This is a genomic window from Pseudomonas salmasensis (assembly GCF_014268375.2).
Taxonomy (GTDB): Bacteria; Pseudomonadota; Gammaproteobacteria; order Pseudomonadales; family Pseudomonadaceae; genus Aquipseudomonas; species Aquipseudomonas salmasensis.
This window is the reverse complement of the sequence record NZ_CP077083.1, coordinates 911740-925463: the sequence shown is the minus strand read 5'-3', so window position 1 is coordinate 925463 and position 13724 is coordinate 911740. Positions and strand designations below refer to the sequence as shown.

At 61.4% G+C, this 13724-nt stretch carries 1 protein-coding gene; it reads left to right on the top strand.

What is annotated here, in order from left to right:
• Positions 1-9: 9 nt before the first annotated feature.
• On the top strand, positions 10-13572 hold the full coding sequence (locus tag HU731_RS03775) for a non-ribosomal peptide synthase/polyketide synthase (RefSeq protein WP_225931592.1): 13563 nt from the start codon (positions 10-12) through the stop codon (positions 13570-13572).
• Positions 13573-13724 lie beyond the last annotated feature (152 nt).

The following is a 13724-nucleotide window of genomic DNA, read 5'->3' as shown; positions in this document are numbered from 1 at the left end:
GGGCGTGGCGTGCAAGCATTAATCGAGTCGGTAGGTTCACTTTCGGCGCAACAAAAGAAAGCGTTGGCGGTTATGCTCAAACAGCAAGGCATCAACCTGTTTGAGATCGCTCCGGTTTTCAAGCGCCAGGAAGGTGAGCCCCTTCGGCTCTCATATGCTCAGGAGCGGCAGTGGTTCTTGTGGCAGTTGGAGCCGCAGAGTCCGGCTTACCACCTGCCGCGCGCCTTGCGCTTGAAAGGTCACCTTGACCGGGCCGCCTTGCAGCGCAGCTTCGATAGCCTTATCGCCCGCCACGAGAGCCTGCGTACTTACTTGCGTCAGGATCTCGACCAAGTGCTGCAGGTGGTCAGGCCCGAGTTGTCGCTTGAAATCGCCTTTGAAAGCGCTGATCCAGCGCAGCTTGAACGGCTGGTGCAAGCAGAAATCGCCAAGCCCTTCGATCTGCTACAAGGTCCGCTGTTGCGGGTCAAGTTGTTGCAATTGGCACCCGATGAGCACGTGTTGGTGTTGGTATTGCACCACATCGTCTCCGATGGCTGGTCGATGCAGGTGATGGTCGACGAGTTGGTGCAGTCGTACGTCGCGTACAACCAAGGCCATGATTCACGCCTGCCGGCGTTGTTGATCCAATACCCGGACTATGCCTTGTGGCAGCGCAGCTGGATGGAGGCCGGCGAAAAAGAGCGTCAGTTGGGCTATTGGTGCGCGCAGTTGGGCGGCGAGCAACCGGTGCTTGAACTCCCTCTGGATCACCCGCGCCCGGCCGTGCAGAGCTATCGCGGTGACCGGCTCGATATCGGCCTGGACGCGGCATTGGTCACCGGACTCAAGACGTTGGCCCAGCGCGAAGGCGTGACGCTGTTCATGTTGTTGCTGGCGTCCTTCCAGACCTTGTTGTATCGCTACAGCGGGCAGTCGGATATCCGTGTCGGTGTGCCGATTGCCAACCGCAATCGCGCGGAAACCGAGCGGCTGATCGGCTTTTTCGTCAATACCCAGGTGCTCAAGGCTGACATCGACGGGCAAATGACATTCAGCCAGTTACTGGCCCAGGTCAAGCAACGTGCATTGGAGGCCCAAAGTCATCAGGACCTGCCGTTCGAACAGTTGGTGGAGGCCTTGCAGCCCGAGCGTAGCCTTAGTCATAACCCGTTGTTCCAGGTGATGTTCAATCACCAGACCGAAGGCCGCGGGCCACGGGGCGAGCAGCAGTTGCCAGGCCTGGGTGTGGAGGCTCTGGAGTGGGGCAGCCAGAGTGCGCAGTTCGACCTGAGCCTGGATACCCAGGAATCTGCGGAAGGGATTTGGGCCTCGCTGAGTTATGCGACCGACCTCTTCGAGGCTGCGACGGTGCGGCGTATGGCCGAGCACTGGCAAATGTTGTTGCGGGCGGTGGTGGGGCGCGTTGGCAATCGTATTGCACAGCTTGGGATGCTGGTAGATGACGAGCAACGCAGGCTATTGCAAGACTGGAACTGCAGCGCCGCGGCGTTTGAAGACGTCGTGGGCGTGCACGGCTTGTTCCAGGCCCAGGTCCGGCAACGGCCTGATGCGATTGCCCTGTGCCTGGATAATCAGTCCATCAGCTATGCCGAGCTGAACCGTCAGGCCAACCGTCTGGCCCATCAGCTGATCGACCAGGGCATTGGCCCGGAAGTGCTGGTGGGGGTAGCGGTCGAGCGTTCGTTCGACATGGTGGTCAGCCTGTTGGCGGTACTCAAGGCCGGCGGCGCCTATGTGCCGCTTGACCCGCAATACCCGCGTGAGCGGCTGTTGCATATGCTTGAAGACAGTGGCGTGCGCCTGGTGCTGACCCAAGCCCATGTGGCGATGCCATTGCCCGAAGGCATGGCGACGATCGATCTGGCGGATGCACGCTTGGCGCTGTGTCCTGAAAACGATCCGCAGGTGGCTGTTACCGCGAAAAACCTGGCCTACGTGATCTACACCTCGGGCTCCACTGGCAAGCCCAAGGGCGTGGCTATCAACCATGCGGCGCTGACCGAATTCTCCAGTATTGCCGCCGGTTACTCGCAGTTGACCGCCGAAGACCGCGTGCTTCAATTCGCTACCCTGAACTTCGATGGGTTTGTCGAGCAGTTGTACCCGGCGCTGACCCATGGCGCCACGGTTGTCCTGCGCGGCCCCGAACTGTGGGACAGCGCGCGGCTATACGCCGAAATTATTGCCCAGGGCATCACCCTGGCAGACTTGCCAACCGCCTATTGGAACCTGTTTCTGCTCGACTGCCTGGCCGCTGGCCCTCGCTCCTACGGTGCATTGCGTCAAATTCATATTGGCGGCGAAGCCATGCCGCTAGATGGCCCAGCGCAATGGTTGAAAGCCGGTCTTGGCCATGTGCGTTTGCTCAACACTTACGGTCCGACCGAAGCCACGGTGGTATCGAGCGTGCTCGATTGCACGTCCGGTACTGAAATCATCGGCGCCACTGCCAGCCCGATTGGCCGCTCGCTGCCGGGTCGGGCCCTGTATGTGCTGGACCGCGACTTGAACCTGGCGCCGTTGGGCGCCGTGGGCGAGCTGTATATCGGTAGCAGCTGCGGCTTGGCGCGTGCCTATCTGAATCGCGCAGTGCTGACAGCCGAGCGTTTTGTGCCGGATCCTTTCGGTGAACCCGGCGAGCGTCTGTACCGCACCGCAGACCTGGCACGCTACCGCGCCGACGGCGTGATCGAGTACGTCGGCCGGGTTGACCATCAGGTGAAAATTCGCGGCTTTCGCATTGAACTGGGGGAAATCGAAGCGCTGCTACTGGCCCAGGCGGGCGTGCGTGAAACCTTGGTAATGGCTGTCGATACCCAGCTTGTGGCCTATCTGGTAGCCGAACAGCACGATGCCGAGGCACTCAAGTCGATCCTGCGTGAACAGCTGCCGGACTACATGGTGCCTGCGCACCTGATTTTTCTTGAACGCATGCCGCTGAACCCGAATGGCAAGTTGGATCGCCAGGCACTGCCGAAACCGGATGCCAGTCATTCACAACAAGTGTGGGTTGCCCCGGTCACGGAACTGGAGCAACAGGTTGCCGCCGTCTGGGCAGACATTCTTGGGGCTGAACGGGTAGGGCTGGCCGATCACTTCTTCGAAATGGGCGGGCACTCGCTTTTGGCAATGCAGGTGGTCTCGCGCCTGCGCCATGTATTGGGCCGCGAAGTTCCACTGAAACTGGTTTTCGAGCAACCGCGTCTGGAAGGTTTCGCCGCCGCTCTGCAAGCCTTGGAGGCGCGTGAGGGCGAGCAGGCACCACCGTTGCTCGCGGTCGGTCGCGAACAATCGCTACCACTCTCTTACGCGCAGGAGCGTCAGTGGTTTCTCTGGCAACTGGACCCCTCCAGTGCCGCGTACCATATCCCCAGTGCATTGCGACTCAAGGGCGCTTTGGATATTTCGGCACTGCAACGCAGTTTCGATGCCTTGGTGGCCCGTCACGAAAGCCTGCGCACCTGTGTGCAGGAGCAACCGAACGGAGCGCTGCAGGTGATTCGGCCTGACGCTGCTTTGCCGATCAGGCTGGACCAGGTCGCAGAGGCTGATCTGCAGGAGCAGGTTGAAGCCGAGATCGCCCGACCATTTGATTTGCAGCAAGGGCCGTTGCTGCGTGTGACCTTGCTGTGCCTGGCCGAGGACGATCATGTGCTGGTGCTGGTGCAGCATCACATCGTATCCGATGGTTGGTCGATGCAGGTGATGGTCGAAGAACTGGTGAAGTTGTATGCCGCTTTCAGCCAAGGCCAGGCGCCGCAACTGCCGGATATGCCGATCCAGTATGCCGACTATGCCGTGTGGCAGCGTGCTTGGATGGAGGCCGGCGAAAAGGCCCGACAGCTGGATTACTGGCGTGACCTGCTCGGCGGTGAGCAGCCGGTGTTGGAACTGCCGTTCGATCATCAGCGTCCGGCGCAACAGAGCCATCGCGGTGCGCGGCTGGATGTGCCGCTGCCAACCGCCCTGGCCGCCGAACTCAAGGCCTTGGCCCAGGCACAGGGCGTGACCTTGTTCATGTTGCTGCTGGCGTCGTTCCAGATTTTGTTGCACCGTTACAGCGGCCAGCAGGATATTCGCGTCGGTGTGCCGATCGCAAACCGCAATCGTATCGAGACCGAACGGCTGATTGGCTTCTTCGTCAACACGCAGGTGCTCAAGGCCGAGATCGATGAGCAAACTACCGTTGCCCAGTTGCTGGCCCAGGTCAAACAGCGTGCGCTGGATGCCCAGTCGCACCAGGAACTGCCCTTCGAACAACTGGTAGAAGCCTTGCAGCCCGAGCGTAGCTTGAGCCTCAATCCATTGTTCCAGGTGATGTTCAATCACCAGGCGCAAGGGCGTCCAGGTGATGAGCCACAGTCACTGGCCCATTTGCGCATCGAAGGGCTGGCGTGGGACCGGCGTACCGCACATTTCGATCTGGACCTGGATATTCAGGAGGGAGCGGACGGGCTCTGGGCGTCACTGGGGTATGCCACCGATCTGTTCGAGGCTTCTACCATCGAGCGCATGGCTGGCCACTGGCGGAACCTGTTGCAGGCAATGGTTACCGACCAACAGCAACCCATCAGCCAATTGAGTCTGCTGGACCAGGCTGAGCAACAACATATCCTGCAGCTGTGGAACCAGGCCGACGCCGGCTTCTCGGCCGAGCGCTTTGTTCACGAGTTGGTGGCCGACCGCGCTCGGGAAACCCCCGATGCCGTGGCAGTGAAATTCGACGCACAAACCCTGACCTACGGCGAGCTGGACCGCCAGGCTAACCGCCTGGCCCATGCGCTAATGGCGCGTGGCGTTGGTCCCGAAGTGCGTGTGGCTATCGCCATGCCGCGCAGTGCCGAGAGCATGGTGGCGTTCCTCGCGGTGATGAAAGCCGGTGGCGTCTACGTGCCGCTGGACATCGAATACCCGCGTGATCGCCTGCTATACATGATGCAGGACAGCCGCACGCAGTTGCTGCTGACCCACACCAGCGCGTTGCAGCAACTGCCGATCCCAGACGGCCTCGATAGCCTGGCGATTGATCGCACCGAGCAATGGTCAGGATTCAGCGACACTCCTCCTCAGGTGAAGTTGGATGGCGACAACCTGGCCTACGTGATATACACCTCCGGCTCCACCGGCATGCCCAAGGGCGTGGCAGTATCCCACGGCCCATTGGTGGCCCATATCATCGCCACCGGCGAGCGCTATGAAACCTCGCCATCCGATTGCGAACTGCACTTCATGTCATTTGCCTTCGACGGCTCCCACGAAGGCTGGATGCACCCGCTGATCAACGGCGCGAGCGTGTTGATCCGTGACGATAGCCTGTGGCTGCCGGAATACACCTACCAGCAAATGCATCGCCATCACGTGACCATGGCCGTGTTCCCGCCGGTGTACCTGCAGCAGTTGGCCGAGCATGCCGAGCGTGACGGTAATCCTCCTGCTGTTCGTGTGTATTGCTTTGGCGGTGACGCGGTGGCCCAGGCCAGCTATGACCTGGCCTGGCGAGCACTCAAACCGACCTACCTGTTCAACGGCTACGGCCCGACAGAAACCGTGGTCACACCTTTGCTGTGGAAAGCGCGCAAGGGCGATCCGTGTGGCGCCGTCTACGCACCGATCGGCACGCTCTTGGGCAACCGCAGCGGCTACGTGCTGGATTCGCAACTCAACCTGCAACCCATCGGCGTGGCCGGGGAGTTGTACCTGGGCGGCGAGGGCGTGGCTCGGGGTTATCTGGAGCGTCCGGCCCTGACCGCCGAGCGCTTCGTGCCGGACCCGTTCGGCAAGCCCGGCGGCCGCGTGTATCGCAGCGGTGACCTGACCCGTGGCCGCCCGGACGGTGTGGTGGACTACCTCGGTCGTGTAGACCATCAAGTGAAAATCCGTGGTTTCCGTATCGAGCTGGGCGAGATAGAAGCGCGTCTGCGTGAGCAGGACAACGTTGGCGAAACGGTAGTGGTGGCCCAGGAAGGGCCGACCGGCAAGCAGCTGGTGGCGTATGTCGTACCCGCCGATCCAGCCCTCATTGATCAGGTCGAGTTCCGTGAAGTACTGCGCCGTGCATTGAAAACCCGCCTGCCGGACTACATGGTCCCGGCGTACTTCATGCTTCTTGCCCAGATGCCGCTGACCCCCAACGGCAAACTCGACCGAAAAAGCTTGCCGCAGCCGGACGTTACCCAATCCCAAGGTGTATTTGTCGAGCCGGTTACCCCTTTGCAGCAGCAGGTAGCGGCCATATGGGTCGACGTCCTCGGTGTCGAGCGGATCGGCCTCACTGATCACTTCTTTGAACTGGGCGGGCATTCACTGCTGGCCATGCAGGTCATTTCCCGCCTGCGTCAGTTACTAGGGCATGAAGTCGCCCTGCGCACTTTGTTCGAACAGCCGCAACTGGAAGGCTTTGTACTGGCGTTGCAAGCGCTGGATAACACCATGCTGGTACCGTCGATGGTGGCCGTGTCCCGTGCCCGACCACTGGCGTTGTCCTATGCCCAGGAACGTCAGTGGTTCCTCTGGCAATTGGAACCCGAGAGCGCGGCCTACCATGTGCCTAATGCGTTGCGCCTGAGCGGGCAGCTGGATCGCCCGGCCCTGCAGCGCAGTTTTGACGCTTTGCTCGCGCGCCATGAAGCCTTGCGCACTGTGTTTGTCACGGACGGTGAGCGCACGCTGCAGCACATCCTGCCAATCGCCACATTGCAGATGGATTTTGCCCGGTTGGAAGGTGCGTCTGCACAACAGGTGCAGGCGCGTGTCGAAGCGGAAATCGCCCGGCCTTTCGACCTGCGCCAGGGCCCGTTGCTGCGGGTGACGTTGCTGCAACTGAGCGAGCAGGAACATGTGCTGGTACTGGTCCAGCACCATATCGTGTCCGATGGCTGGTCGATGCAAGTGATGGTCGATGAGCTGGTGCAACTCTACGCGGGGTTCAGTCAGGGCAGATCGGCGCAACTACCGGCGATCGCGTTGCAATACGCCGATTACGCGGCGTGGCAGCGTGGTTGGATGGACGCCGGTGAGCAGCAGCGCCAAATGGACTACTGGCGTGAACTGTTGGGCGGCGAACAGCCGGTGCTGGAGTTGCCGCTGGATCATCCGCGCCCGGCGGTGCAGAGCTACCGGGGTGCTTTGCTGGAAGTCGGTTTGGATAGCGGTCTTGTTACAGGCCTCAAGGCGTTGGCACAGCGCGAGGGCGTGACGTTGTTCATGCTGTTGCTGGCGTCGTTCCAGACCTTGCTGCATCGCTACAGCGGCCAGTCGGATATCCGCGTCGGTGTGCCGATTGCCAACCGCAATCGTGCAGAAATCGAGCGGCTGATCGGTTTTTTTGTCAACACCCAGGTACAAAAAGTTGATATCGACGGGCAGATGACCTTTGCCCAGCTGTTGCAGCAGGTCAAGCGTCGCGCCCTCGATGCCCAGGCCAATCAGGATTTGCCGTTCGAGCAACTGGTGGAAGTGCTGCAGCCGGAACGCAGCCTCAGCCACAATCCGCTGTTTCAGGTGATGTTCAACCATCAGTCCGAGGCCCGTGTACCGCGTGGCGAACAACTGCCCGGCTTGCGGGTGGAAGGGCTGGCGTGGGACAGCCATACCGCGCATTTCGACTTGAGCCTGGATACCCAGGAGTCGAGTGACGGTCTTTGGGCGTCGCTGACGTATGCCACCGATCTGTTTGAGGCCGCCACCATTGCACGTCTGGCGCAGCATTGGCAGAACCTGCTGGAAGATGTGGCGCGGGATGCCGTGCAGCCCATCGGCGAACTGGCGCTGCTCGATCACCAGGAGCAGTTGCACATACTGCAGGAATGGAACAGCGCCGCCCCTGCATGTGCGATTCAACAGGGCGTGCAGCACCTGTTCGAGCATCAGGCGCAACGGCGCCCGGATGCGGTTGCGCTGTGCCTGGGTGCGCGGTCCATGCGTTATGGCGAGTTGAATCTTCAGGCCAACCGTTTGGCCCATGCGCTGATCGCCCGGGGTGTCGGCCCGGAAGTGCTGGTGGGCGTCGCGGTGGCGCGCTCGTTCGAGATGGTGGTCGGCCTGCTGGCGGTGCTCAAGGCAGGCGGTGCCTATGTGCCGCTGGACCCGCAATACCCACGCGAACGCCTGCTGCATATGCTCGAAGACAGTGGTGTGCGGCTGGTGCTGACCCAATCACATACCGACATGCCATTGCCCGAAAGTATGGCGACGCTGGACCTGAGTGATGCGGACCTGGCTCAATACGCTGAGACCAATCCACAGGTAACGGTCGACCCGCAAAACCTCGCCTATGTGATCTACACCTCCGGTTCTACCGGCAAGCCCAAAGGCGTGGCAATCAACCACGCAGCACTCACCGAATTCTCGAGTATTGCGGCAGATTACTCGCGACTCACTCAAGATGATTGCGTACTGCAATTCGCCACCCTGAATTTCGATGGTTTCGTCGAGCAGCTGTACCCGGCGCTGACCCATGGCGCCACGGTTGTCCTGCGCGGCCCGGAGTTGTGGGACAGCGCTCGACTGTACGAAGAAATCATTGCCCAGGGCATCACCCTGGCCGATTTGCCAACGGCCTACTGGAATCTGTTTTTGCTTGACTGCCTGGCCGCCGGCCCTCGCTCTTATGGTGCATTGCGTCAAATTCACATTGGCGGCGAAGCCATGCCGCTAGATGGCCCTGCACAATGGATGAAAGTCGGTCTTGGCCGTGTGCGTTTGCTCAACACCTACGGCCCGACCGAAGCCACTGTGGTGTCGAGCGTGCTGGATTGTACGTCCGGTACTGAAACCATCGGCGCCACTGCCAGCCCGATTGGCCGCTCGCTGCCGGGCCGTGCCCTGTATGTGCTGGACCGCGACTTGAACCTGGCGCCGCTGGGAGCCGTGGGCGAGTTGTATATCGGCAGCCACTGCGGTCTTGCGCGCGCTTACCTGAACCGCGCATTGCTCACCGCCGAGCGTTTTGTGCCGGACCCGTTTGGTGAAACCGGCGGGCGCCTCTACCGCACGGGCGACCTGGCGCGTTACCGCGCCGACGGCGTGATCGAGTACGTCGGCCGCGTGGACCACCAAGTGAAGATTCGCGGTTTCCGCATTGAATTGGGGGAAATCGAAGCATTGCTGCTGGCCCAGGACGGCGTACGTGAAACGCTGGTGTTGGCTGCCGATAATCAACTGGTCGCTTATGTGGTCGCCGAGCAGCAAGACGGTGAAGCACTCAAAAATGCCCTGCGTGAACAACTGCCGGATTACATGGTGCCGGCGCACCTGGTCTTCCTCGACCGCATGCCGCTGAACCCCAACGGCAAGATGGATCGCCACGCGTTGCCAAAACCCGACGCCAGCCAATCACAGCAGGCCTGGGTTGCCCCAGTGACTAAGCTTGAGCAACAGGTTGCAGCGGTATGGGCCGGTATCCTTGGCGCCGAGCGGGTCGGGTTGACCGATCACTTCTTTGAGATTGGCGGCCACTCGCTGCTGGCGATGCAGGTCATCTCACGCTTGCGCAACCTGTTGGGCCGGGAAGTGGCGCTGCGAAGTTTGTTCGAACAACCGCGTCTGCAAGGGTTTGTCGCCGCGCTTTCGACCGACAGGGGCATGCCACTGGCACCGGCGTTGGTTGCGGTCGGGCGCGATCAGCCCTTGCCGCTGTCCTATGCCCAGGAGCGCCAATGGTTCCTCTGGCAACTGGACCCGCACAGCGCGGCCTATCATGTGCCGAGCGCTCTGCGCCTGAAAGGGCGCCTTGACCTGCCGGCACTGCAGCGCAGTTTTGACACCCTGGTAGCGCGTCACGAAAACCTGCGGATTTACCTTCAGCAAGACGGTGAGCGTGTTGTGCAGGTGATCGCCGCGCAGGCCAGCGTCGAGATCGCCCGGGTCGACATCGGCGCATCAGCGATCCGTACCGAAGTGGAGTCGCAGATCGCGCGGCCTTTCGACCTGACTCAGGAGCCGCTGATGCGGGCGAGCCTGCTGCGTGTGGCCGAAGACGATCATGTGCTGGTGCTGGTGCAGCATCATATCGTTTCAGATGGCTGGTCGATGCAGGTCATGGTCGATGAGTTGGTGCAGATGTACGCCGCTTTCAGCCTGGGCCAGGCGCCGCAATTGCCAGCGTTGCCGATCCAATACGCTGACTATGCCGTGTGGCAGCGCCAGTGGATGGAGGCGGGCGAGAAGGCCCGCCAGTTGGAGTACTGGTGCGGCCTGCTGGGCGGTGAACAACCGGTACTGGAGCTGCCGCTGGATCACGCCCGCCCGAGTCAACAAAGCCATCGCGGCGCGAGCCTGGACATCCAAGTGCCGCCCGCGCTGGTGACGGCGCTGCGCGCGCTGGCCCAGCGCGAGGGCGTGACCCTGTTCATGTTACTGCTGGCGTCGTTCCAGACCCTGTTGCATCGTTACAGCGGTCAGTCGGATATCCGCGTGGGCGTGCCCGTGGCCAACCGCAACCGCGTGGAAACCGAACGGCTGATCGGCTTTTTCGTCAACACCCAGGTACTCAAGGCCGATATCGATGGCCAACAGACGGTTGCTCAGTTGCTCGCCCAGGTCAAACAGCGTGCGCTGGACGCCCAGGCCCATCAGGACTTGCCCTTTGAGCAGTTGGTGGAAGCCTTGCAGCCTGAGCGCAACCTGAGTTTCAACCCGTTGTTCCAGGTGCTATTCAATCATCAGACCCAAACCAGTGGCCGCGACGAAGGTGAGCAATTACCCGGCCTGCACGTCAGTGGCCTGGAGTGGGACAACCATACCGCCCAGTTTGACCTGAGCCTCAACACCAATGAGTCCGCCGAGGGGCTTGCCGCCTCGCTGACTTACGCCACGGACCTGTTCGAGCTCGCCACATTGGCGCGCATGGCGGCCCATTGGCTGAACCTGCTCAATGGTATGACAGCTGATGCCCAGCAGCGTATCGGCCAGTTGCCGCTGCTCGAACCTCAGGAGCAGCAAGCAGCGGTCCACGATTGGAATTCCACCGCGCGCGAATACCCGTTGCAACGTTGCGTGCATCAATTGATCGAAGAACAGGTCGTCCGCACACCGGATGCACCTGCCCTGGTGTTTGGTCAACAGTGCCTGGACTACGCCGAGTTGAACCACCGCGCCAACCGGCTCGCCCATCGCTTGATGGAAGCCGGTGTGGGCCCGGATGTCCTGGTAGGGCTGGCCGTTGAGCGCTCCATCGAAATGGTCATCGGCTTGTTGGCAGTACTCAAGGCTGGCGGTGCCTATGTGCCGCTGGACCCTGAATACCCGCGTGAGCGGCTGGCTTATATGCTGGAAGACAGCGGTGTGAAACTGTTGCTGACCCAGGCGCACTTGCAGGACCAGTTACCGATTCCACCCGGTTTGGAAACCCTGGTGCTGGACGGATCTGTGTTCGAACGCTACAGCGAAGAGAACCCGGGTATCGTTTTGCACGGCGAAAATCTCGCCTACGTGATCTACACCTCCGGTTCCACCGGTCAGCCCAAGGGCGCCGGCAACCGTCATTCGGCACTGACCAACCGGCTGTGCTGGATGCAGGAAGCCTATGGCCTGAATGCCCGCGACAGCGTGCTACAAAAAACGCCGTTCAGTTTCGACGTGTCGGTGTGGGAGTTCTTCTGGCCACTGATGACCGGCTCGCGACTTGTCGTCGCCGCGCCGGGGGATCATCGCGATCCGCAAAAGCTGGTTGCGCTGATCAATGCGCAGCGCATCACCACGTTGCACTTCGTGCCCTCGATGTTGCAAGCGTTCCTCCAGGATTCGGCGGTTGCCAGCTGTCACAGCCTGCAGCGCATTGTGTGTAGCGGCGAGGCGCTGCCCGTGGATGCCCAGCAGCAAGTCTTCGCCAAATTGCCGCAGGCCGGCCTGTACAACCTGTATGGCCCGACCGAAGCAGCCATCGACGTGACGCACTGGACCTGCCGCGACGAAGGCCGCGACACGGTGCCGATTGGTGAGCCCATCGCCAACCTGCGCACTTATGTGTTGGACGCTGAATTGGCACCCGTGCCGGTCGGCGTCGCCGGGGAGCTGTACCTCGGCGGCGCGGGCCTGGCACGCAGTTATCACCGCCGTTCGGCGCTGACCGGCGAACGTTTCGTTCCTTGTCCGTTCCACAACGGCGCACGCCTGTATCGCACTGGCGATCGCGTGCGCCAGCGTGCAAATGGCATCATTGAATACCTGGGTCGTCTCGATCATCAGGTCAAGCTGCGCGGTTTGCGTATCGAGCTGGGAGAAATCGAAGCACGCCTGCTTGAACTCCCGGTTGTGCGTGAGGCCACCGTGCTGGCAGTCGATGGCAAGCATCTGGTGGGTTACCTGGTACTGCAACAGACCGGCGACGATTGGCGCGAGCGGTTGAGCGCCTATCTGGCCAGTCACGTGCCGGACTATATGGTCCCGTCGCAATGGGTATTGCTGGAACACATGCCCCTGAGCCCCAACGGCAAGCTGGATCGCAAGGCCCTGCCCAAACCGCAAGTGAGCGGCCGCGATTACGTTGCACCACAGACCGGACTGGAGCATCAGCTTGCCGCGGTGTGGGCGCAGGTGCTGGAGGTGGAGCGTGTGGGGTTGCACGACAACTTCTTCGAACTGGGCGGCCACTCGTTGCTGGTGTTGGTGCTCAAGGACCGCATCCACAAAGCCTGCGGTGCCACGCTCGCCGTCAATCAGCTGATGCTGCACCCGACGATCGCAGGCCAGGCGCGCTGTATCGATGGGGATGTCGGTGAATCGCTGATCGTCAGGCTCAACAGCCAGACCCAGGGCACGCCGCTGTACCTGTTCCACCCAAGTTTTGGCTCGGTGCATTGTTACAAGGCTATCGCCCTTGCATTGCGTGAGCAGCGTCCGGTGTTGGGTGTGATTTGTCGGGCCCTGGTGGAAGAGGGGGTTGAGGTGCCGACCTGGGCGCAGATGGTCGAGGACTACACCCAACAGCTGTTGCTGGCCCAGCCCCACGGCGCCTTCCGTCTGGGTGGCTGGTCACTGGGTGGCAACCTGGCGATGGAGGTGGCGTATCGCCTGGAACAAGCTGGCCGGACCGTGGAATTGCTGAGTTGGATCGACGCGCCGCCGCCTGCACGCTTTACCGCATTCTGGCAAGAGGGCGCGGGGGTGGACGAGCGAGTGATTTCTGCCGCCGAACGCCGCGTGGAATTGTTGGCGGTGATGTTCCCGGCGTATGCCGAGCAGATCCAGAACGTCTGGCAGATGGCTGTCGGCGAGCAGGACGAGCAGTGGCAAACTGTGTCCGAGTGGGCCGAACTGACCCTGGGCGACAGCTTCCGCATACTCAAGGATGAGTTGCAAAGCGGCGGCGAGACCGAGCGTTCCTGGGCGCTCAAACAGGTGCTGGACGAGCGCCTGCAAGACACCGACTACCGTGCGATCAAGGCTCCGGTCATTTGCTGGTGGGCCGCCCTGAGCGAAGGCGGTATTCACCAGGCGCTGATTGAGACCGGCATGCGCGAAGTGATTGGCCAGTCAGGCATCCAGCGCTCGGTGGTGATCGACACGACACACCACCGGATCGTGGACAACGCCGAGTTCATCAGCAGTTTTGTCTCGGCAATGGAGTAAGCGGCTGCGGTAACAGACGCCCCTGGTCAGTGATGACCAGGGGCGTTTTGCTATCTGGTGTGCCCATCACCGGCAAGCCGGCTCCTTCGGGTATACGCATCTTCCGTAAGCGCCGGCTTGCCGGCGAAAAACACCCAGGCACTGCATTCACC